We start from the raw sequence: 21783 nt of genomic DNA, 5'->3' as shown, positions 1-21783 counted from the left end.
GATTAATATAATTTTTACCACTAGATTATGATACCAGTTTTGATAAGTCTTGCTACAAACATTTAGGTTTAATTTCCTTCGTCAACTCAACTACTTTTGACTGGTAGATTTTTCGCGAGATTGAATAATATACTACATCTGTTTCGTAGTAATGAGCATTTTTTTCATATTTCATGCCAACTTTCTGTATCACCCGCTGAGAGGCGATATTTTCTGGTCTGGCGATCGCAACTATTCTCTCCAAGTTTAATATTTTAAATCCATAATTTAGACTAGCAAAAGATGCTTCTGTAACCAATCCTTGATTCCAATAAACTTTGTCTAGCGCATAGCCCAGCTCTACTTCCGGTGTCTGATCCAGAAAAGCCAATCCGCAGCGACCAATCATTTTACGGTCTATTTTATGTACTAAAGCCCACATTCCAAAGTTGTTTTCTGCCCAACGTTTGAGCATGGTATGAATGGCGATTTGTGTTTCTTCTCTAGTTTTAACTCCTCTCAAGTATTTCATTGTTTCTGCATCACTGTAGATGCGGTACAGCTCATCTAAGTCGTCTGGCGTAAATTGTCTCAGATACAATCTGGCTGTCTCTATTTCTTGCATGATGACAGTATAACCTTTAACATTAGATTATAGTACCACTTTGGCGGGCAACAAACATTTTAGTTGGGTTTCGTTCCTCAACCCAACCTGCTGTTACAAGAAAACACTCTTTGTGAAACAGGCATCTTGCCTGTTAGTGATAGTAGTGCCAAATATTCATTTTATTTGTTACAATTATTAATTAGATATCTTGTACAGTTTTTGCCATCAATGACTATTTCCTCACCAGTAGCAGACACCAAAAACAAATCCGGCCAGGAAACAGACTGGCGGTTATTCATGAGGTTGGCATCTTACGCAACCCGCAGCAAACGCTTGCTGATTATTTCGATCGCACTATTAGTACCGCTAGCAGTCTCAGGAGCAATTCAACCCATTCTCATCGGACAGGCAATTTCGGTAATTCGCTCGGAACCTACCTACGAATTCTTGCGGGGATTGTCTCTATCTGCTGCCTTGAATATTTTGGCTATTTTGCTCATGCTAACTATAACACTTAGATTAGCACTGCAATCAGTTCAAGGCTATTTAGTCACGAAAGTAGGGCAAATAATTACTACAGATATTAGAAATGATTTGTTCGCCCACGTCACATCGCTAGCAGTGAGATTTTTCGATCGCACTCCTGTCGGTAAACTGATGACTCGCCTCACCAGCGATGTAGAAGCTTTGGGAGAGGTTTTTTCTTCAGGGGCGATCGGCATTGTCAGCGACTTATTTTCAATTTTAGTAATTGCCATTTTCATGTTTACCATGCAGTGGCAACTAGCTTTAATGTTGGTGCTGATGATGATACCAATTACCGCAGTCATAGTTTATTTCCAGTACCAATATCGCATAGCAAATTACAATACCAGAGAAGAACTTTCCGATCTCAACGCACAACTGCAAGAAAACTTGACCGGTATTGGCGTAGTGCAGCTATTCCGCCGCGAAAGGTTCAATTCACAATTGTTTCGTGTCACCAATAAACGCTACATTAAAGCAGTTGACAAAACTATATTTTACGACTCAGCCGTATCTGCGACATTAGAATGGATTGCTTTAGTAGCGATTGCAGCAGTTTTGTGGATGGGCGGCCAAAGAGTTTTAGCCGGTAATCTTAACTTCGGTACTCTGTCGGCATTTATTTTATTTGCTCAGCGTCTCTTCGATCCGCTGCGGCAATTTGCTGAGAAATTCACTGCAATTCAAGCAGGATTTACCGCTGTCGAACGCATTAGCGATATTCTCAACGAACCGATCGAAATTAAAGATCCAACTAGCGGGAAGAAGGAAGAGGGAAGAGGGAAGAAGGAAGAAGGAAGAGGGAAGAGGGAAGAAGGAAGAAGGGCAGGTTATTCACCGTTGTTGATAACTGGACATCCAGAGGCCACGGCTTACAACTTGTCTCCGTTCGATCGAGAATTGGCAGATAATCATCAAAATCCCGCAAGTTCCGAATATCGTTTAGTGCCTAACAATCCCCAATCACCCCCCGCCAACCCCACCTTGCTAAGGGGAGGAGAAAATGCCAAATCGCAGAATTCTGAATCGGGAGAAATCCAATTTGAAAACGTGTGGTTTGCTTACAAACAAGACGAATATGTCCTGCAAAACCTCAATTTCACCATCAAATCTGGCGAAAAAGTAGCATTAGTTGGCCCCACTGGTGCGGGCAAAAGTTCGATTATCCGTCTTCTCTGCCGCCTTTACGAACCTAGCCGAGGACGGATTCTGGTTAATCATGTGGATATTCGGGATTTGCCTCAAGCAGAGTTACGCAGGCACATAGGCGTGATTATCCAAGATGGCTTTCTATTTGCTGGTGACGTGAAGAGCAATATCAGCCTGGGAGAAAGTTACTCGATTGAGGAAATTCAAGCAGCAGCAGAAAAGACAAATGTTGCCCGTTTAATCGAACAGTTGCCTCAAGGTTATGATACGCAATTGCGGGAACGGGGGACGAATCTTTCGGGGGGACAAAAGCAATTATTAGCGTTTGCTCGCGCCGCCATTCGCAATCCCAGTATTTTAGTTCTAGACGAGGCAACTGCTAGTTTGGATGTGGGGACGGAAGCTTTAATTCAAGAAGCTCTAGAGCGTTTGATGGTGGATAGAACGGCGATAATTATTGCCCACAGGCTCTCGACTATCCGAAATGTCGATCGTATTTTAGTTCTCAAACGCGGGCAGTTAGTAGAATCTGGTAGCCACGAAGAGTTGTTGCAGCTAGAAGGTTTGTATGCCAGTTTGTACAAGTTGCAAATGCTGGGAAGTTAATATCTGAAGTCAGGCACGACACGGATTTTGACACGGATACACGGATGAATTATCGATAAGAGGGAAAATTTTGGGAATACCCAGATACCCGACTTCTTCAAGAATTTGGGTATCTCAAAGAATCTAAAATCTAAAATCGCAAATCTCTAATCGGATCACTTGCCCGAAATCATTTTCCCCAGGGTTTCTGGCAAGTTAATTATATGTTGAAACAACTGATTTGGGCCGATGCCAAACAATAACTGCATCGTCAGCACAATTGCTGCTAAACCAATCGCTGTCCCGATGCTGGCTTTCAACACTTTAAACGCCCAATTAAAGACTAGCCAAGATACAAGTAACGAAGCAATTAAGATAATTAGTTCTATTGGCATATAACATTTTTAACTCTATTTTAACTCAACATAACTTACGCAGCAATACCACAGCAACCGGCTTTTTTATCTGTGTTAAAGGCTCAATTTCAGTATTTCCGTAAAAAACCCGTTTCTGCGTCCAAGACTACTCTACTTATTACTTTAAGCAATACTGCCGCGCTTCCGTGTTTCCTTATAAGAAATTCCGACATTTTTTAAGCCTGCCTTAATCATTTGCTGCTCTAACAAAGCGAAAAAGCGACTTCGATCGCCCCCCGTGACTACCGCTTGATTGTGAGCTTCTGCTAGCGTCACCGGATACCCGCCGCCTTTGTGTACTTGAGCCAGCATCATTCCTAATGCTAAATCTAGCTGTGCTGTATCTTGTGCTACCCATTCCGGCACTTCTATTCTAGCAATTTCTGTGCCAACGTGAACGTAACAGAAATAGACGGAATTAAGACCGTACAAATCTAAAATTCGAGCTTGGGATTTCCACAAAGGGCTTCTTTGTCCGGGCGACAGGATTGTTGCCCACAAGATGGCATCCCGTAGAGGTTCAAATTCTTGGCAAGGTGCTTTTTCGGCGAAAGAAATTGTGGCGGCAAATCCGACGTTCGGGCAATTTGTCATGCAGTCTGGTACTTCGTGGGTGCAAGCTTCAAATCGTAAAAAAGATAAGCTTTCGCTGCTGCGAGAAGCGCTTAAGTATCCTAAGAGGGGAATTCCTGCTAAACGCAACTTGTCCCAAGCTTCTAAAATTGGCAGCAAAATTTGATCGCGCGCTTCGCTGGGTAACTGTTCCAAAAACCAATAAATCAGGGAACCGTCTACCATTGCTAAAGCTGGCGCGGGCAATTTATTGTCGTTAACTTTTGCCCAATTGCAGCCCATTTCTGCTAAGGCAATTGCTTCGGAAACTGCCCGCCGGTATCCCATCCATTCTTCAGTTCTAATTCCCCACTGTCGCGAACCGTACAAGTCTTCGGGTTTGTAGAAAACCTCCGGCACGCTGTCTAAAACTGGGTGGCGGCTTTGCCCGTAGTGCAGCATGACGGTGCCGACGTTTAGGAGATAGCAGTAAGCTATTTCGTGATGGTTGGGGGAAATTTGCGATCCGTCTGTGGCAAAGACTGTGTGAGAGGCGGGGGGTGCGGTGATGTAGGTGCGATCGGACAATGGCTCGATCGGCGTGGCAGCATTGAATAAAGTGCGATCGCGCCAATTCTCTTGCAATTCCACCAATTTTTCCTGTTCCGCTGCCGCCTTTAGCAGCAAGTTATGAGCCACTTCCAAACGTTGGCGAGCCGCGTGAGCTTCCACATTCAAATGTTGGCTCATTCCCTGCATTGCCTTAGCTGCTTTAGTTAAATCGAGCATAGGTTTTAAGTCTCAATATTAGAAAGCTTGAAAGCTGAAAAATTATCAAAACACTTTTCAATTTTTTGATGCCGAAGCTTGTTTTTTTGTCAGACACGCGGTTTGATAAACTAAAATACTTCGTACCATCCCGCATAAATAGTAAACAAACCCTGTTTTTGAGGTCAAGAGTACCTGCAATAGTCTATTAAAAAAAAAAGTTTTTTTTTGTCGATATCCTTGCTTTTTTGAGGGATTTCTGTTATATTTATCTTATAATGGGATGGTGGCAAAAATAATATTTTTGCCACCATCCCATTATATTAAAATACCATATCTACGCCGCAAAAGTCAACAAAAAAGATGTAAAATTTTGTGATTTTTTTTGACTCTGAAAAGCGAAAAAAAAAATCACACCTGTCAACAAATCTAACATCAACAGTCGATCGGCAGCCAATCGGCAAAATCTCCGGCAAACTGCGATAGAGAAAGCAATTGAACTGGTGGATTTTGAGCCACAGATTCCCGTTCTGGCAAAGTATTGTAACCCCAATCAGCCAAAAATAACCTCACCTGAGATAAATCCGGCTGCTGCTTCACCGACAGCAAAGTTTTTAACCGATCTTCCACAAACCAAATAGTCGAATCTTTGCCAGACGCGGCCAAAAATTCCCGCAAAATTTGGTGTTTCGGCTTGTTGTATTCCTTACCAAAAATCAACTCTGACGGCATTTGTACGCCTGCTAGCTGCAAAAGTTCCCGCACAAAACGACCTTCCTTTGTAGTGACGATCGCCACTTTCACCGAACTATTCTGCAACGAGTGTAACCGATCGGCAACCCCTGGATAAAAGCGGTGCAAAGACAGCCACCCAGATAAATCCTCAGCAATCCAATTATCGCGCAATCCGTCTAACATAGCGCCTACCGACTGCGCTTTCAAATTATTTTCGGTCAACAAATACGGTACTATATTGGGCCACTCTAGCAAAATTTGCTCTGGAGAAATTCCTGTCAGTAGTGCGCGGATCAGCAGCGGCATTTCCCAACCAGTTTCGATGGCGGGCCGCACTCGGTAAAAACTCAAAGCTAAATCTGGATCTGGTACTGTTTCGACTGGTTTCCATATTTGACAGTAGGCACGCCAAGCGGTTTGGAAATATTCGATTAGTCCGTCACAAATCACACCGTCAAAATCAAGAGCTAGAATTGTCGGAAAGTTATTAGCCATCAATCGATTTTAGATTTTAGATTTTGGATTTTGGATTGAAGAATTGAAGAATTTGAGAATTGAAGAAAGTGATATCATATCATTTCCGGTAACACCGGAATGATGTTAACGGTTGACTGTTGACGCCGTGAACACTCAACCGTCAACAGTCAACCGTCAACTCGAATTTACTATTCCGATGCTAACGGATTTGATATCACTGATGAATCCGGGGACTGGTTATCGGATACTATTTTTGGGTTGTGCCAGGATAAAAACGGGGGCTTGTACCCTGGCTGCTTTCGGTCACTGAATTGAATAATTGAAGAATTGACTATGCAAACACTCAGCAATGATTGGTCAAGAGTCGTTATTAAAAAGACTGAACTAGCGGTTGAGCGGCAATCGATTCTAGTCCTTGGGACTGCAACAATTGCGTCCACTCGGTCGTCAGCCGCGAATCATCGGGTGCGAGGCGTCGCATTTCGGCGAGAGTAGCAAGAGTCTCGTACCAAATCCCATTTCTAGCATAAGCAATCACCTTAGCCATAGGGTCGGGATTTGCCAAATCGTTCTTGAGATTTGCCTGGGGTTCAATTCGCTGCATCCATCCTTTAACAATATAATCTCCCGAACGCTCCAGAGGATCGCAGGCTAGTGCAAACGACCACACATATCGCTTACCAACCTCAATATTTTTTGTCTGGTCTTTCTCAGAAAGGCTAACTCCAACTATTCCGGCTTTGTCATTTTTTAAGGTAGTTTCGTAAACTACTTCGGATTCATCTTCGTTTAGCAAAATAAACTCTACTTGAGCCGCCGGTTGAGAAACATATACAAAAAATGTTGGCGACTCTGTTAGCGTTAAGCCAATATTGCTTTCAGGTACTAAGGGAGTAATGAATAAACCATCCCGTAACTTACAGCCTCGATGCGTCCCCCCTTGCCGGTTGTCGGGGGCTGTTACATCTGGAGGTTTGAAATTAACATTCTGACTCAGCAGAATGGGTGCAGGCACAGCCTGCATCGGTGTCAGCAAACTCGGGAGAGTAACGACGATCGCCAATACAGTCATCACCAGTGCAGTAAAATGTATAAAACGTTTCATTTTTCCACCCACTTGTAAAAATATTTATAGAGCGCATCTCTAAAGGTTAACCCGGAGTTTTAGCCCCGGGCGCGATCGAGTAAATGGGTCAATTTTCACATCGCCATCGGCAGACCGACAAAATTTTCAGAAATAGCGAGATTTAAAGAGGCGCAACCAGTGGTTGAGCTGCAACTGATTCCAGTCCTTGGGACTGCAATAATTGCGTCCACTTGGCTGTCAGCTTCACATCCCCCGGTGTCTGGCGCCGCATTTGGGCTAAAGTAGCGATAGTTTCGTACCAAATCCCATTTTGAGCATAAACGTTGAGCCTAGTCATCGGGTCGGGATTTGCCAAATCGCTCTTGAGATTTGCCTGCGGTTCAATTCGCTGCACGAACCCTTTAACAACTAAATCCGCAGCTCGGTCTTCGGGGTCGCAAACTAGCGAAAATGACCACACGTATCGCTTACCAACTTCAAGGGATTTGTTGTTGTCAACGGTAGCAGGAATGGTAACTCCAACAATCCCAGATTTGTCTAGTTTAAATGTTTTTTCGTAGACCACTTCCTCTTCCTTGTCGTTGAGCACAGTAAACTCTATTTTTGCAGAGGTTTGAGGAACATAGACAAAAATTGTGGGAGACTCTGTTAGGGTTAAACCGATATTAGTTGGAGGTACTAAAGGAGTAATAGATAAACCCGCTGGACAAAGCTTGTTGCCGCGATGTGTTCCTCCTTGTCGGTTGGCGGGGGCTGTTACGTCGGGAGGCTTGAAATTAACATTTTGACTCAGCAGAAGCGGCTGGGATTGTGCGCGCATCGGTGCCAGTGAACTGGGTACGGTAGCTGCGATCGCAGATACGGCGACCGCCAGTGTAGCCCGATGTAGAAAACGTTTCATTTGGTTGTACCTTTCACTATAATTGCAAACACAGGCATTCGCTGATGGCGACAAATATTTTTGAGCTGTTAGTCGAGGGCGCAGATACACAATTTAAACCTTGACATATCATCAATAACATTTATTAATTCGAGCGGCAAGTGGATTCTCTGTCGGAAAAATCAGGTTGCCTAGGCCGCAAGTATCATTGGATACAGTTGCTCGTCACGCACTGTAAATTTTTGTAACAAAGTGGTCGGAGTTTCCGAGTGTTCTAAGATGGAGGAAGTCTCCAGCAGGGGGGAAATGTGAAACAACTGCTGTTCCAGGAACGAGTCAAACTTTTATGCTGGGATAGTCAATCACCGGCGCTGCTCGGAGTACCGAGACAGCGCGGGCACATAAATTGCCTAGTTGACCAGTCTAAGTGGTTCGCCCACTACGTTTAAGGTAAGTGTTGAAGTACCTACCGGAGGATGCGTGCTAGTCTTCCGCTCTAGAACTTAAAAGTTAAACAGGTGTAAGGGTTAAGCCAGTGCTTTTAAGATAGTTACCGACCTTAAACATTGACGAAGCAAACATTACCCCGTAAGGGAGGACTTAAATGTCTAATTTGGTTTTTGTACTTGATACCAAAAAACGACCGCTCAATCCAATCCGCCCAGGATTGGCACGTAAATTGCTAACTAATGGCAAAGCTGCTGTCTTCAAAAGGTATCCATTCACCCTAATTCTCAAAGTAGAGGTAACAGTACCGCAAAAACCAATTTCTCTCAAAATAGATCCTGGCTCTCGAACTACTGGAATTGCGTTAATACAAGGAGAAAACGTAATCTTTGGTGCAGAGCTAACACACCGAGGACAAGCTATTAAAGCCAGCCTTGAATCTCGCCGTTCATTGCGTAGAGTCAGGAGAAATCGCCATACCCGCTATCGTCGGGCTAGATTCTCAAACAGGACTCGCCCTAAAGGTTGGCTAGCCCCAAGTTTGCAGCACCGCGTCGAAACAACACTGACATGGGTGACTAGATTGATGAAACTCGCCCCCATTGCTTCTATTGCTCAAGAGCTTGTCCGATTTGATTTACAGCAATTAGAAAACCCAGAAATCTCTGGAATCGAGTACCAACAAGGCGTTTTGCATGGCTATGAGATCCGCGAGTATTTGTTGAACAAATGGGATAGAAAATGCGCTTACTGTGGTGAAATAAATACACCATTACAAGTTGAGCACATTCATCCCAAAGCCAAAGGCGGAGCTAATCGCATTTCTAATCTTTGCCTTGCTTGCGATGCTTGCAACAAAAAGAAAGGTACTCAAGATGTTGAGCAATTTTTGTCTAAAAAGCCAGAAATTTTGAAGCGGATTCTATCTCAAGCAAAACGTCCGTTAAAAGACGCAGCAGCCGTTAACTCAACTCGTTGGACATTATTTAATCGACTCCGTACAACTGGCTTGCCTGTTTCTACAGGTAGTGGTGGCTTAACGAAGTTCAACCGCATTCAATTAAATTTACCTAAAACTCATTGGCTAGATGCAGCTTGTGTCGGAAAGGTTGAGTCATTGAAGATTTTAACAAGCAAGCCACTATCGATCAAAGCAACTGGTCACGGGACACGTCAAATGTGCCGCACTGGCAAATTCGGCTTTCCATCTCGCTATGTTCCCCGGTTTAAGTTTGTTAAAGGTTTTCAAACGGGAGATATTGTCAAAGCGATTGTAACCTCTGGCAAGAAAATTGGTACATACGTTGGACGTGTTGCCGTAAGAACCAGTGGCTCATTCAATATTTCCGCCTCAGAATTAGTGTCAGGGATTAGCCACAAGTATTGTTCAGTTATTCACAGAAAAGATGGTTATTCGTATGCAGCATAAACCTTGCCCCCCTTTTCCTCTCACCGCTGACCTGGGTACAGGTACAGCGGGAGTCTCCAAGGGGGAAGACAGATGAGTAAAATATCTAACAAAATTCGATCGGCAGTGGCTCAATTGAGTCAAAGGTATAAACCATCACTAGCATTGGCTAAGTCTGTATTAATTGCCAGCGCGGCAGTAACATTATCCTTGATGGGGGCCAGACAGCTAGGAATACTCGAACCAGTAGAATTAAGCGCTTACGACCAAATGGTGAGGTGGCGTCCCGATGAACAGCCAGACTCGCGTTTGCTAGTTGTGGGGATTACCGAAGCAGACATTCAGAAACTGAAAGAGTGGCCAATATCCGATCGCACAATAGCTGAAATCTTACAAAAACTTGACAAAATGCAGCCGGCAGTCATCGGTTTAGATGTACTGCGAGACGTACCTTTAGGAGACGGGCGCGAGGAATTAACTAAACTTTTACAAAAAAGCGATCGAATTATCGGGGTATGTTTAGTCACCGACGGAAGCCCGGACAATCCCGGTTCTCCGCCTGCGCCGGGGCTGCCACAAAACCGGGTGGGATTTGCAGATTTCGGAGTCGATCCGGGTGGCATACTCCGCAGGGCTTTATTATTTATGAAACCACCGACAATAGAGGGCAAATCCTCGGTTCAAAAACATCTTTGCAATGACGATTCTCAAGTTTTAGCTTCCTTCAACCTCCAGCTAGCACTCCGCTACCTGCAAGGGCAAAAAATCTATCCCAAACTGGCACCCGATCAATCTTTATGGCTGGGAAAAACCCAATTAAAACAACTAGCCAGCAATGACGGAGGATACAAAAATATCGATGTCAGGGGATATCAAATATTAATTAACTATCGTTCCAAGCAGCAAGTCGCAAACCAAGTCAGAATCACCGATGTTTTAGAAGGGAAAGTTGACCCGAATTTAGTTAAAGATAAAATAGTGCTCATCGGTTACACCACAGAAACCGTTAAAGATTTCTTTTATACTCCTTACAGTGCGCGACAGCAAAAAAACCAATTCATGCCGGGGATCGTGGCACACGCACAAGTAGTCAGCCAAATTTTGAGTGCAGTTTTAGACAACAGACCGATGTTTTGGTTTTGGCCGGAATGGGCAGAAATATTGTGGATTTCGGGATGGTCAATTGTGGGAGGAACCTTGGCATCGCGGATGGCTCACCCAGCAAAGTTGACAGTGACATTCGCAGCACTGCTGTCCGGGTGCTGCGCGATTAGTTTTGGGATTTTTCTGTTGGGAGGGTGGGTGCCTGTGGCAGCGCCAGCCTTAGCATTAATCTTAACTGGCGGTAGCATTGTATCAGCAGAAAGATTTAATAAAGCCGGATACGGGAAAGCAATTAGCGATCGAGTAAAACAAGTCTTCAAAATCGAAATAGACCAAGCCAAAAAAGAGCAGCAAGTCGCAGAAATCACAGAATCTGATTTCTTTAAAGAATTGCAGCAAAAGAAAGATAAACTGAGGATTAGCAAACAAGAAACCTCTGAAAAAGCACCTTCCGAACCCCAAGAAATAATTGCCATTACCCCAGAGCTTCCCAAGGTCGAAAGTCAGAAAGACGAATACCTAGCTCAGTTGCAGGAAAAATCCAAACAGCATCAGCAGCGCGCCGCCGTGACTGAATCGGAAAGCGGCTCTCAAACAGGTGTCCCCATCAATGGGGGCGGCGGTGCTAGTTCAGCCGAAACCAAACCTGATGACGAGTTCAGCGATTTGCAAGCCAAAGCCAAACAGATGCGGCAGCGCAGGGGCGGCCAAAAGAGTATAAAAGATGAAAAAATTGATAGTTTAGCAGACAAGGAGGATTTGAGGGACAAGGAAGAATGACCGACAACTCGACTTTATCATCGAGAATTGCATCATAATGGGTTCTCCCCGTTTCTTACCCTCATACGCAGATCATGTCCAAAATCATCTCTGTCCACTCTTACCGGGGCGGAACTGGCAAATCGAACACGACAGCAAACCTGGCATCTATTATCGCTCGCGGCGGAAATCGAGTCGCCATTGTGGACACAGACATTCAATCACCGGGGATTCACGTGCTGTTCGGTTTCAGCGAGAGCAATATGGATCGCTGCTTGAACGATTACCTGTGGGGCCGATGTCCGATCGCGGATACGGCATACAATGTGAGTTCGCTGCTGCCAAAATTAGCCAGTAACGGCAGCCTCTACCTGATTCCTTCGAGCATTAAAGCAGGGGAGATAGCGCGAGTTTTGCGCGAAGGCTACGATGTGGGACTGCTTACCGACGGCTTTCAAGAACTGATCGAGGTTTTGAACTTAGACTACCTATTTATAGACACGCACCCGGGGCTCAACGAAGAAACCCTCCTCAGCATCACCATTTCCGACATCCTGCTGCTGATTCTGCGTCCGGATCAGCAAGATTTTCAGGGAACTGCTGTCACGGTAGATGTGGCCCGCAAATTAGAAGTTCCCAAGATTTTGATGACGATCAACAAAGCCCCAGAATCCCTGGATTTCCAGGATTTGAAGCAGCAAGTAGAGAGTATTTACAACATCCCAGTGGCAGGGGTACTGCCCCACAGCGACCAGATGATGCTGCTCGCCAGCAAGGGAGTGTTTGCGCTGCACTTCCCTAACGACCCTTTAACTAAGGTTGTGGAAGGGATTGCCAAACAGATTGTGGGATAATTGGTGCAGCGAATGCCGATCGCCCGCCCAGGAGTTTCGCTTTCGCTCTCAATTCTTGGGGAGCGATGTCCTCCTGCGTACCCCGAATATTTGCTTAGAGAGTCAGGAGAATGGCGACAAAATGAGATACAAATAGATTATGAGAATTTGTTAAAAAACTTTAGGAGGAGAACTCATGGATTTTGACTTCCGCATACTAATAGTATTGATGCCCGTATTGTTGGCGGGCGGCTGGGCTGCTTACAACATCGGCAGTATAGCTCTCAAACAAGTGCAGAAAATGTTGAACAAGCAAGCATGAACTAAGCATTATCACCAGTAATTTCGCAGCCGGCTGTTTTTTGAAATACAAAACAGCCGGCTGATTTGTGCATTGGCTCTGCTTAAGTGATGGCTGATTTTTTGTGGGCAATTTACGACTGCAGAGAGATGGGGCAAAAACCCAAAAAAAGTTAATTTTAAAGGTTAGGCATAAACCGGCTAGGCTCAAGCAACATAGTTTGTTGCAGCAAACGAGCCTGGGTAAAAAAACCTAGCTGTGAAAGTAGGGCGATCGTGTAAGTTCGGATTTTGATGTTTTGAACTCTACTGAGGATTTATGAGTAGAGTGCCATAAAAATATTGGGTCAGCACGTTATCGCAGAAAATATGAGACAATCACAAAAGTATTTGCCCTAACAATCGCCCTAAAAACTACGAAGTTTAACGGGTAGGGAAGATAGGTCAAATTGTCAATGTTAAATTCCTATATCTTTAGATAGATTATGCTTTTTCCCCGATCAAGTGGCATGCTACTCCACCCCACATCCTTTCCCAGTCGATTTGGCATTGGGGACATGGGAATAGAAGCATATCGCTTTGTTGACTTTTTAGTAGAGAGCGACCAGCAATACTGGCAGGTACTGCCGCTGGGCCCGACAGGATACGGCAATTCTCCTTATTCATGCTATTCAGCAATGGCGGGAAATCCGCTGCTGATCAACCCAGAACTGCTGCGGGACCAGCAATTGCTCGCAGATGAAGACTTCGCTAATTTGCCAGAATTTCCGCTGGATTATGTAGACTTCGATCGAGCGATCGCCCTGAAAGTGCCTTTGCTCAAAAAAGCTTGCGAAAACTTCAAAGCCAAAGCATCCCAGATGCAGCAAAAAGAATTCTCAGGTTTTTGCGAAAGCAAAGAGAATTGGCTGGAAGATTACGCCTTATTTATGGCACTAAAAGATCACTTTGGCGGTGTTAGCTGGAACAATTGGGAACCAGAAATTGCCCGTCGAGAGCCAGAGTCGCTAGAAAAGTGGCGCCAGCAGCTAAATGCTGAGATTTATTACTACAAATACGTCCAGTTTGAGTTTTTTCGCCAGTGGACGGAGTTGAAACGCTATGCTAATATGCGGGACATTAAAATTATTGGCGATATTCCGATTTATGTAGCTCACGACAGCGCGGATGTCTGGTCTCATCGAGAAATATTTTGCTTGGATGAAGCCAGCGGAGAACCAGCTTTAATGGCGGGAGTTCCCCCTGATTACTTCAGCAATACAGGTCAATTGTGGGGCAACCCCGTATACAATTGGGAGAAGTTGCAAGCAACTAATTTCGAGTGGTGGGTGCAGCGTTTTGAAGCGATTTTCTCTTATGTAGACGTGACTCGGATCGACCACTTTCGAGGATTTGACGCTTACTGGGCGGTGAAGCGCGGACAAGAAACTGCGATCGAGGGAGAGTGGATTAAAGCGCCTGGAACAGCTTTGTTGGATCTAATTAACGAGAAGTTTGGCAACTTGCCGATTATCGCTGAGGATTTAGGGGTAATTACTCCAGAAGTGGAAGCTTTGCGCGATCGATACGAGTTTCCAGGAATGAAGATTTTGCAGTTTGCTTTTGCCGGTGGTCCGGGCGATCCTTTTTTGCCTTTTAATTACGATCGCAACTCCGTAGTCTACACCGGCACCCACGACAACGACACGACTGTCGGCTGGTTCAATCAACTGCAAAACTACGAAAGAGATGAGGTTATGCGTTATTTGGGCTGCATCGATCCCCAAGGAATTCACTGGTCTTTAATCCGCATGGGTTGGATTTCTGTTGCTAATATGGCAATTGTGCCGTTTCAAGATTTGTTGGGTTTAGGTACTGACGCGCGGATGAATTTTCCGGGGAAACCAGAGGGAAATTGGGGCTGGCGGTATCGGCCAGAAGCTGTGAATTGGGAAGTGGGCGACCGGCTAAAAACTATGACTTACATCTCCGGGCGCGCTCCTAATAAACATTGATTGTCGGGAAGGGGTAATTGGTAATTGTTAATGGGTAATATCAAATCTTTTAACATCGGAATTATTCCTATCTCTCTTCTCTTTATCTGCGTGAATCAGCGTCAATCCCTTGTCCGGGGCGGTTCAGAAATTCTCTTTTCTTGACCGCAGATGAGGGCCGATCAACAGAGATTAACGCCGATGAATTCTCTTGATTCCGGTTGCACCATCCGTGGTTGACGGTTGACTGGATTTGACTATTCCGATGCAACCGGGTTTGATAGAATGGGTAATTGGTAATTGGTAATGAGTGCATCAAGACGGACATTCTAATTAAAATCTATGGACTGCCCGCTATTACCTATTACCCATTAACAATTACCCATTAACACTCAACCTTCATTCTTGGGCGGTGCTGAAGGCTTAATTTCGCTTGCTTTAAAAATAACTTCTTTAGCAACTCCCGGCTCTCCGAGTTGTTCGGCTTGTCCGTTATTAACAGCAACCATGACGCCGCCGGCGTTACCTGCTACCACTACCAATTGCTTTTGAGCCCCCCAGGTGCGAACAGTCCCGGTCGGCAAAATTCCCTCAAACTCTGTTTTACCATCAACTTCAACCTGCATCCACGATTCTGCTTTAAAAGTGACGCTAACCATTACTGGTTTATTGCCAGATTTATTTAAATTTTGACCGGTTCTTACTGCTTCGACAGCCTCGTAACTATCCGGTTTCTGATTTTGTGAGGCTCTTGATGCCTCAGCAGCGGCGCGAGCTTGTTCTTGCTGCCCAAGCGCTAGTTCTTCGGCTCCCGCACCGTTTTTTGCGGTAACAGAACCGCTCATCAACTGAGATAAGACATTGACAGAAAAGATAATTAGGAATGTGTAAAAGAGGTAGAGGTGCATCGGCCGCAACTGAGGCCCATCTTGCCAGGATAGCTTCGTTCTCGCTCGGGGCGGCGGTTCGATCGGAAAAAATTCGGCAAACTGATTTCCGTCCAAACCCATTGCTTCAGCGTAGCGCTTGATCAAACCCTGAGTGTAGACGGGTTCGGGAAGTTGGTCTAGTTGACCGTCCTCGATTGCTTGCAGCAGATTCCGCCGAATCATTGTTACCACGGCTACTTTGTCTAAACAAATCGACTGCTGTTCGCGGTACTGACGGAGTTGAGATCCTATTTCCGCTAGCTTCTTTTGAGCTGGTTCTGGCTCTTGGGAGTGCAGTTTCTGCTTAGTGGTTTTGAAGAATAAAAACAATAAATTCTTTGTCATATGCTGTGCTCCTGGGAATTTACTGGCACGCTTATTGATGTTAGGTTGACTAGATTCCATAAATAAATAATTTCCGCATCTTCTAGGGGTCGGCAGCAGCCTGGTGGCAATATTGGCGAACCAGACCGCTGCAATTGAATCGGGCCAATGGCTGTGCGGTGCAGGCGCACCACGGGATATCCCAACAGCTCGGCTGTTCGCCGAATCTGTCGGTTTCTGCCTTCTGATAGAATGATTTCTAACAGAGTTTGGTTTTGCGCGCGATCGATAACTTTAACTTTCGCGGGCAAAGTTTTTCTGCCGGACAAGATGATGCCCTGACGCCACGCTTCCAGTATGGGTTCCGGGGGATCGCCGCTCACCCAAACCTGATAAGTTTTGGCGATCAAGTGACGCGGATGGGTCAAACAAAATGTCAGCTTACCATCATTGGTGAGTAAGAGGGCGCCGGTGGAATCTGCATCTAAGCGTCCTACGGGGTGGATGCCTTGACCGGAGCGCAGTTGGGGTGGCAGCAAGTCGAGAACTTTTGATCGGGATCTTGGATCGCTGCAAGTAGAAACTACGCCTGCCGGTTTGTTGAGCAACAGATAGACCTTTGCGGGTCGATCCGTTGGTTTCACCGGGACTCCATCGACTTGGATGAGATCGCGATCGGGATTCGCTTTTTCTCCTAAGCGAACAATATTGCCATTAACTCGGACTCGTCCAGCTACAATCATCTGTTCTGCAAGACGGCGAGAGGCAATGCCCCACTGGGCGAGGATTTTTTGCAGCCTTTCATCAGACATGACGGGAGTGTGGAAATCCCCAACGAGCAAACGGTGGGGAGGAAACACGACACGGTTAATTAATTAACCGTACTACCAATGCTCAATTCCTGATTGGGAATAAATTATAATTCTGACCAATTATTACAGGACGCCCGGCCTGGCACAGATTGTCCTTGTGCCCGGTGCAGATTGTCCTGATGGCATTACCCTGAATGCTGTGCAAAAACTACGACGAAAAGACTCGCGGCAGGCACAGGTTTGCACCGTTGGTTTGCGGCTCGTTTGAAAGGTGTGGGTCTGACCCGACCATAAACCAACACTACCATAAATCCCGTACTGCTGGTTAAATTTATACGCTCGATCGCGAATTTTTCATCGGGATCGCACAACTCGTGAACTCAGGAAAGAGCCCAAGGGGGGAAAAGATGAGAATTTTTCTGCTTCTGGCGTTGCTGAGGCGAGATTTCTGCTTGGTTTTGAAGTTAATAGGAGTTGCGCTCATCAACCCGGTTTCTTATAAAAATATGAGGTTTACGGCAATATATCTGTGAATCAAAGGGGTTTTTGAGGCCGGATGCACAAGTTATAGTTAAATTTCTGTGCTTGAATATTAAGGTTTATATTCTGAAATTGTTTATGACTGTCGATCGAAACTCTCTTCAATTTGACAATAGAGATGGGGCTGCTGGGTCTGGTGGGACTGTTAATCTCGGCGAGGAACCCGGGAGACCTTCGCCGAGTCAAGGCAGCCGGATCGCGAGTGCGGTGCTGTCTCCGGCGGTGCAGTTGTGGCTGCGATCGCAAGTTCAGCAGGTGGACGAGTTGAAGGTGAAAATTGAGGGGAGCGATCGACAAATCTTCAGCGGTGCGATCCCCAAAGTCACGGCTGCCGCGATCGGTGCTGTGTATAAAGGACTACACCTAACTGAAGTTGCCATAGAGGGCTGCGGCATTCGCATCAACCTCGGTCAAGCTCTCAAAGGCCAACCCGTGCGCCTCCTGGAATCCGTTCCCGTGACAGGCGTTTTGAGGCTCAGCCAAGCGGATTTGAATGCGTCGCTGAAAGCGCCTTTGCTGGCTGATGCTTTGAGCGAATTTTTGCTGCCTATGCTGCCGCTGACAGATAGAGAAAAGTCGCTGAAGTTGCAAAATTCGCTGATTGCAATTGAGGCGGGTTTGTTAACGCTTTCGGCGACAATTTTGCGCGCTGGCGGTAGGCAAATTGCTTTGGTATTGCGGACTGGTTTGCGGATAACCAGCGGTCGCGAATTGATGTTTGAATCACCAGAAATTGAAATGGATGGAGAATTAAAGAGCAGTGATTTCAATGGTTTTAAAATTGATTTTGGGCCGGAAGTTGAGATAGAAGAGTTGATTTTGAGTCCGGGGGAGATTGTTTGTCGGGGGGGAATTAGAGTTTTGCCTTAGTTAGTTGACTGTTGACTGTTGGCTGTTGGCTGTTGACTGTTGACTGTTGGCTGTTGGCTGTTGACTGTTGACTGTTGGCTGTTGGCTTTAACCAGGTTCTTCGTTATAGCCTGGGAATACATTCCCAATTCCCAATTCCCAATTCCCAATTCCCAATTCCCAATTCCCAATTCCCAATTCCCACTTACCGATTAATTAAAAAAGAGTCGATCGCGGGCAACAGTAAAGTGACAAAATAGTAGACTAAGGGCGCGGTAAAAACATAACTGTCGGTGCGATCGAGAATGCCGCCGTGACCGGGGATCAACTGTCCCGAATCCTTAACGCCGGCGTCTCGCTTCATCATCGACTCAGTTAAATCTCCCAACAGGCTAGCAACTCCAATCAACAGACCAAAAGCAGCCCCAGTATACTGCCACCCCGGCCAGTGTAAATACCAAGAACCAGCGACTGCCACGGCGATGCTGCCACAAACTCCAAATACGGCACCTTCAACGGTTTTTTTGGGGCTGATGTGGGATAGGCTAGTGCGGCCGAAGAATTTGCCGACAAAATAAGCCCCAATGTCAGCGGCCCAGATGCAGAAGAAAGCCAGCAGCAACGAAGTCAATCCTAAAGATATATGGCTGGAAGTTGTCCAAGACGGCTGCGAGTAAATGTTAACCGGCAAATTGCTTGCTACTGCTTGCGAAAGTTGAGTTGTAGCAAGATTGGCTGGGTCGAGGCCGACTCGCAGCCGTACCCAATAGCTGGGCAAATAACCGCCGTAGAACAATCCTAAAACTGAGGAGGCAATATCGGCGATCGTCGATAATTTAGGTTGGAATAACAGGTAGAAACAGATTAAGGTTCCCGCTAATGGGAACATGGCATCTACGAGTTCCGGTGCTAGGGCGGCAGTAATTAATAGCCCTTGACTGACGGCTAAGGTAGTTTTGGCAGCGGGTGCAATACCTTTAGCCCTGGCTAATTGAAAATATTCCAATTGCCCTAGGTAGACGATGACCCCAAAGCCGACGGTGAAGTACCATCCGCCCATAATAATCATTCCCAAAGCAAGGGCGATCGCAACTATTCCACTCAGGATACGAGACCAAGGCATAAAATGAATTTCTCTTGCAGACGGCGGTGGATCATTCGATTTTGGATTTTGGATTTTGGATTTTGGATTTGAGATTTTGGATTTTTCTAGAGCACGAGTTGATCCCTTGCACAACTAACCCCCATCCCCCATCGGTCATCCAATATCTCAAGTCAGGCGGTCAATCCAGCTATGGTGGCCCCTATTCTTAAGTATGAAGGTTAAGTGAACTTAAAAAAGATTAAGAATTACATTTAGGAATGGGCATAGGGAAGTGGCCAAACAGGGCATTGGGTATGTATTCCCAGGATCTGCCGAGAAACCAGGTTAAAGTCAACTGTCAACTGTCAACTGTCAACTGTCAACTAACTTCTAATCCAGCTTTTCGCCGCTGAGAATAAATATGGGATTGACGGCGGCAAAGGTTTGACTGAGGCCGCGAGTCTCCAAGCGGTTGACGGCGGACTGGACTACTTCTATGTTGCGGACTTGTAACTCGGCGAACCCTTCGGAAAGGGCGTAAAGATTCTCTAAATTCGATGCTGTGGCGACAACTCTACCGTGGGGTTGCAAGTACCGCCAGACTTCTTGGAGAATGGCTTTAATGGGGCGACCTCCTTCGATGCAGACTCGGTGGGGGGGTTGGGGCAGGTTTTCCAGGCATTCCGGGGCACTGCCTTCTATGACTTCTACGTTGTTGAGCTCGAATCGATCGCAATTTCTGCGAATCAAGCTTGCTACTTCTTCGTCCCTTTCGACGGCGATAATCCGACCTTTGGGACACAGCAAACCTGTTTCTACGGCGATCGTACCAGTACCTGCACCGATGTCCCACACGACTGAATCTGCTTGCAGCCGCAGGTGGGAGATTAACAGCAGTCGGACTTCTCGCTTACTCATGGGAATTCCCGGTAAACGTTCAAATAAGTCATCCGGGATGCCTGGAGTGACGTAGGGCCAAAGCATAGTTATATTTTTGATTTTTGATTTTTGATTGAAGCAAGACGGCAGTTGGAACTCGCGGAAGAAGTAGAAATTCTCCCCATTTCCCCCAAGCCTTAATATTTACTGTCGCACAACCTTGAGAGTTTGGAGGCCGGGATCGCTGCAACCTGTGATTTTTCCGCCGGCGGCAAGGATTTGTTGCAGGTAGTCAACGGCTGCTGGGGTAATGATTTCACCGGGCATCAGGACTGGTATTCCTGGGGGATAGGGACAGATGATTTCGGCGCACAGGCGATCGACTGCTTTGTCTGCAGGTACTGTTTCCGCTGGGAAAAAGAAAGCCTCACGGGGGGAGAGGAGAGGGGGAGAGGGGGAGAGTGGGAGAGTGGGAGATTGGGCAAATCTTCCATCGGACATGGGACTTCTTCTCTCGGACTTCTTCTTTCGGACTTCTTCCTTCTTCCTGACATCCGTTACATCCGTTACATCCGTTACAGAATCCGTTGCCGAACTTCCTTCTTCCTTCTTCATTCTTCTTTCTAAAAGAGTACAAGCTTTAACTAAATTGTCAATATCTGATTCTGTATTTCCCAAGCTGATAATAAATGTTAAATGTAGGGGCATGGGAAGTTCTGCGGTGACGGCGAGTTCCGAGTGCAGAATTTCATCGGCGGCAAATCCTGTGATTCCTAAATCTGATACTTTTACTGTTAGCCTGGTGCGGTCTAATGCTGCAAAACCAGGTGTATTTAACGGTTCTAAAACTGATAAGCCGGGAATTTGACTGATGCGCGATCGCGCTTTTTCTGCTAGCTGTAAAGTTTGCGCCATTAACTCTTTGCCGTGGAGTGCGATTTGTTGGCGGGCTGCGTCTAGGGATGCTAATAATAAGTAGCTGGGACTGGTAGATTGTACTAGCTGCAATGCTCTATTTAATTTTTGGAGATCTATACGATCGCCCTTGACGTGCAGCATCGATGCTTGTGTCATTGCACCCAGGGTTTTGTGGATTGATTGTACTGTTAAATCGGCACCGGCTGATAGTGCCGGTTCTGGCAAGTTTGGATGAAAGTTAAAGTGCGCGCCGTGGGCTTCGTCTACTAATAACGGTATGTTGTATTGATGGGTAATTTGGGCGATCGCCCGCAAATCTCCGCAGACGCCGTGATAGGTTGGGTAAAGCATCATTACTGCTTTGGCGTCGGGATGTTGTTCTAATGCGGAGGCTGTGGCTTCTGGGGTGATGCTGTTGGCAATATCCCAATCCGGGTTGTACTCTGGATTGACAAAAATTGGAATTGCACCGGATAAAATTAAACCAGAAATCGCCGATGAGTGGATATTTCGAGGTAGGATAATTTTATCTCCTGGGCCGCAAGTTGCTAAGATGGCGGCGATTATTCCGCAAGTAGAACCGTTTGCCAAAAACCGAGTTGATTGGGCTCCAAATGCTTGGGCGGCCAAGTATTGAGCTTCGGCAATTGCACCTTCTGGGTTAAAGAGATTGTCTAACTCCGGCAATTCGGGCAAATCCGATCTAAATACTGCCGCACCGAATAAGTCAATTAGGGGTTGAGAGATTCCTTGTCCGCCTTTGTGTCCGGGGGCGTAGAATGGGGCGTGCGGGTGATTTGTGCGATCGCGCAAGGCATCTAATAGAGGCGTTTGTTGTTGAGAGTTTGCTGGTGACACGCTTAA

19 protein-coding genes are annotated in these 21783 nt (G+C 46.0%); 7 read left to right on the top strand and 12 right to left on the bottom strand.

All coding sequences use genetic code 11. From position 1 onward, the window contains the following. Window positions 1-52: 52 nt before the first annotated feature. Window positions 53-604 (bottom strand): GNAT family N-acetyltransferase, encoded by a 552-nt coding sequence (locus tag QUA83_RS18895; RefSeq protein WP_333236927.1) that lies wholly within the window; start codon window positions 602-604, stop codon window positions 53-55. Between the two features lie 210 nt (window positions 605-814). Between QUA83_RS18895 and QUA83_RS18890 the strand changes: the two genes are divergently transcribed. Beyond that, the gene (locus QUA83_RS18890; RefSeq protein ID WP_333295062.1) at window positions 815-2866 is read left to right on the top strand and encodes an ABC transporter ATP-binding protein; all 2052 of its coding nucleotides are present in this window, start codon (window positions 815-817) and stop codon (window positions 2864-2866) included. A 155-nt stretch (window positions 2867-3021) separates the two neighbouring features. Here the strand turns inward: QUA83_RS18890 and QUA83_RS18885 are convergent, their stop codons facing one another. From QUA83_RS18885 to QUA83_RS18865, 5 genes are all read right to left on the bottom strand, one after another. Next, window positions 3022-3240: a hypothetical protein gene (locus QUA83_RS18885; protein ID WP_333295061.1), complete on the bottom strand. Its 219-nt coding sequence runs from the start codon at window positions 3238-3240 to the stop codon at window positions 3022-3024. A gap of 144 nt (window positions 3241-3384) precedes the next feature. Then, the gene (locus QUA83_RS18880; RefSeq protein ID WP_333295060.1) at window positions 3385-4602 is read right to left on the bottom strand and encodes a DNA double-strand break repair nuclease NurA; all 1218 of its coding nucleotides are present in this window, start codon (window positions 4600-4602) and stop codon (window positions 3385-3387) included. A gap of 414 nt (window positions 4603-5016) precedes the next feature. Continuing rightward, a complete protein-coding gene (locus QUA83_RS18875; RefSeq protein WP_333295058.1) occupies window positions 5017-5811 on the bottom strand; it encodes an HAD hydrolase-like protein in 795 nt (264 codons plus the stop codon). Between the two features lie 352 nt (window positions 5812-6163). Continuing rightward, complete coding sequence (locus QUA83_RS18870) at window positions 6164-6898, bottom strand: DUF928 domain-containing protein (RefSeq protein ID WP_333295056.1); 735 nt, start codon at window positions 6896-6898, stop codon at window positions 6164-6166. 142 nt (window positions 6899-7040) lie between these two features. Further along, window positions 7041-7781 (bottom strand): DUF928 domain-containing protein, encoded by a 741-nt coding sequence (locus QUA83_RS18865; RefSeq protein ID WP_333295054.1) that lies wholly within the window; start codon window positions 7779-7781, stop codon window positions 7041-7043. Window positions 7782-8364: 583 nt separating this feature from the next. Between QUA83_RS18865 and iscB the strand changes: the two genes are divergently transcribed. The 5 genes from iscB to malQ all read left to right on the top strand — a co-directional run bounded on the left by iscB (window position 8365) and on the right by malQ (window position 14605). Continuing rightward, on the top strand, window positions 8365-9636 hold the full coding sequence (gene iscB / locus QUA83_RS18860) for an RNA-guided endonuclease IscB (RefSeq protein ID WP_333295052.1): 1272 nt from the start codon (window positions 8365-8367) through the stop codon (window positions 9634-9636). Between the two features lie 72 nt (window positions 9637-9708). After that, window positions 9709-11499, top strand: a complete 1791-nt coding sequence (locus QUA83_RS18855) for a CHASE2 domain-containing protein (RefSeq protein WP_333295050.1) — start codon at window positions 9709-9711, stop codon at window positions 11497-11499. A 74-nt stretch (window positions 11500-11573) separates the two neighbouring features. Beyond that, window positions 11574-12332: a MinD/ParA family protein gene (locus QUA83_RS18850; RefSeq protein ID WP_333295048.1), complete on the top strand. Its 759-nt coding sequence runs from the start codon at window positions 11574-11576 to the stop codon at window positions 12330-12332. Between the two features lie 175 nt (window positions 12333-12507). Further along, window positions 12508-12633 carry a photosystem II protein Y gene (locus tag QUA83_RS18845; RefSeq protein WP_333179230.1) on the top strand — a complete coding sequence of 42 codons (126 nt, stop codon included), beginning with the start codon at window positions 12508-12510 and terminating at the stop codon, window positions 12631-12633. 463 nt (window positions 12634-13096) lie between these two features. Then, window positions 13097-14605: a 4-alpha-glucanotransferase gene (gene malQ / locus QUA83_RS18840; protein ID WP_333295047.1), complete on the top strand. Its 1509-nt coding sequence runs from the start codon at window positions 13097-13099 to the stop codon at window positions 14603-14605. A 371-nt stretch (window positions 14606-14976) separates the two neighbouring features. Here the strand turns inward: malQ and QUA83_RS18835 are convergent, their stop codons facing one another. Continuing rightward, window positions 14977-15858 (bottom strand): RodZ domain-containing protein, encoded by an 882-nt coding sequence (locus QUA83_RS18835; RefSeq protein ID WP_333295045.1) that lies wholly within the window; start codon window positions 15856-15858, stop codon window positions 14977-14979. Further along, entirely contained in the window at window positions 15855-16649 is a 795-nt protein-coding gene (locus QUA83_RS18830) for a pseudouridine synthase (RefSeq protein WP_333295072.1), read from the bottom strand. The genes QUA83_RS18835 and QUA83_RS18830 overlap by 4 nt, the downstream gene beginning before the upstream one ends. Before the next feature lie 618 nt (window positions 16650-17267). Between QUA83_RS18830 and QUA83_RS18825 the strand changes: the two genes are divergently transcribed. Then, complete coding sequence (locus tag QUA83_RS18825) at window positions 17268-18059, top strand: DUF2993 domain-containing protein (protein ID WP_333295044.1); 792 nt, start codon at window positions 17268-17270, stop codon at window positions 18057-18059. On the opposite strand, the gene QUA83_RS18820 is transcribed toward QUA83_RS18825, so the two are convergent. The 4 genes from QUA83_RS18820 to QUA83_RS18805 all read right to left on the bottom strand — a co-directional run bounded on the left by QUA83_RS18820 (window position 18056) and on the right by QUA83_RS18805 (window position 21777). Further along, window positions 18056-18229, bottom strand: coding sequence for a hypothetical protein (locus QUA83_RS18820; RefSeq protein WP_333295043.1), 174 nt, complete (start codon window positions 18227-18229; stop codon window positions 18056-18058). The two genes, QUA83_RS18825 and QUA83_RS18820, sit on opposite strands and share 4 nt — an antisense overlap. A 14-nt stretch (window positions 18230-18243) precedes the next feature. Continuing rightward, complete coding sequence (locus QUA83_RS18815; RefSeq protein ID WP_333295042.1) at window positions 18244-19161, bottom strand: phosphatidate cytidylyltransferase; 918 nt, start codon at window positions 19159-19161, stop codon at window positions 18244-18246. A 351-nt stretch (window positions 19162-19512) separates the two neighbouring features. Then, window positions 19513-20106 carry a precorrin-6Y C5,15-methyltransferase subunit CbiT gene (gene cbiT, locus QUA83_RS18810; RefSeq protein WP_172184729.1) on the bottom strand — a complete coding sequence of 198 codons (594 nt, stop codon included), beginning with the start codon at window positions 20104-20106 and terminating at the stop codon, window positions 19513-19515. Between the two features lie 99 nt (window positions 20107-20205). Continuing rightward, window positions 20206-21777 (bottom strand): aminotransferase class I/II-fold pyridoxal phosphate-dependent enzyme, encoded by a 1572-nt coding sequence (locus tag QUA83_RS18805; RefSeq protein ID WP_333295041.1) that lies wholly within the window; start codon window positions 21775-21777, stop codon window positions 20206-20208. Between the last annotated feature and the right edge of the window lie 6 nt (window positions 21778-21783).

Source organism: Microcoleus sp. K1-B1, assembly GCF_036704705.1.
In the GTDB taxonomy this organism is placed as follows: Bacteria; Cyanobacteriota; Cyanobacteriia; order Cyanobacteriales; family Microcoleaceae; genus Microcoleus.
Note: the sequence above shows the minus strand (reverse complement) of the source record. Positions and strands in the feature narration are given on the sequence as shown.

Coding starts and splice junctions, on each gene's coding strand:
- QUA83_RS18895 (WP_333236927.1), bottom strand. CDS start 604: ATGCAAGAAATAGAGACAGCCAGATTGTATCTGAGACAATTTACGCCA.
- QUA83_RS18890 (WP_333295062.1), top strand. CDS start 815: ATGACTATTTCCTCACCAGTAGCAGACACCAAAAACAAATCCGGCCAG.
- QUA83_RS18885 (WP_333295061.1), bottom strand. CDS start 3,240: ATGCCAATAGAACTAATTATCTTAATTGCTTCGTTACTTGTATCTTGG.
- QUA83_RS18880 (WP_333295060.1), bottom strand. CDS start 4,602: ATGCTCGATTTAACTAAAGCAGCTAAGGCAATGCAGGGAATGAGCCAA.
- QUA83_RS18875 (WP_333295058.1), bottom strand. CDS start 5,811: ATGGCTAATAACTTTCCGACAATTCTAGCTCTTGATTTTGACGGTGTG.
- QUA83_RS18870 (WP_333295056.1), bottom strand. CDS start 6,898: ATGAAACGTTTTATACATTTTACTGCACTGGTGATGACTGTATTGGCG.
- QUA83_RS18865 (WP_333295054.1), bottom strand. CDS start 7,781: ATGAAACGTTTTCTACATCGGGCTACACTGGCGGTCGCCGTATCTGCG.
- iscB (WP_333295052.1), top strand. CDS start 8,365: ATGTCTAATTTGGTTTTTGTACTTGATACCAAAAAACGACCGCTCAAT.
- QUA83_RS18855 (WP_333295050.1), top strand. CDS start 9,709: ATGAGTAAAATATCTAACAAAATTCGATCGGCAGTGGCTCAATTGAGT.
- QUA83_RS18850 (WP_333295048.1), top strand. CDS start 11,574: ATGTCCAAAATCATCTCTGTCCACTCTTACCGGGGCGGAACTGGCAAA.
- QUA83_RS18845 (WP_333179230.1), top strand. CDS start 12,508: ATGGATTTTGACTTCCGCATACTAATAGTATTGATGCCCGTATTGTTG.
- malQ (WP_333295047.1), top strand. CDS start 13,097: ATGCTTTTTCCCCGATCAAGTGGCATGCTACTCCACCCCACATCCTTT.
- QUA83_RS18835 (WP_333295045.1), bottom strand. CDS start 15,858: ATGACAAAGAATTTATTGTTTTTATTCTTCAAAACCACTAAGCAGAAA.
- QUA83_RS18830 (WP_333295072.1), bottom strand. CDS start 16,649: ATGTCTGATGAAAGGCTGCAAAAAATCCTCGCCCAGTGGGGCATTGCC.
- QUA83_RS18825 (WP_333295044.1), top strand. CDS start 17,268: ATGACTGTCGATCGAAACTCTCTTCAATTTGACAATAGAGATGGGGCT.
- QUA83_RS18815 (WP_333295042.1), bottom strand. CDS start 19,161: ATGCCTTGGTCTCGTATCCTGAGTGGAATAGTTGCGATCGCCCTTGCT.
- cbiT (WP_172184729.1), bottom strand. CDS start 20,106: ATGCTTTGGCCCTACGTCACTCCAGGCATCCCGGATGACTTATTTGAA.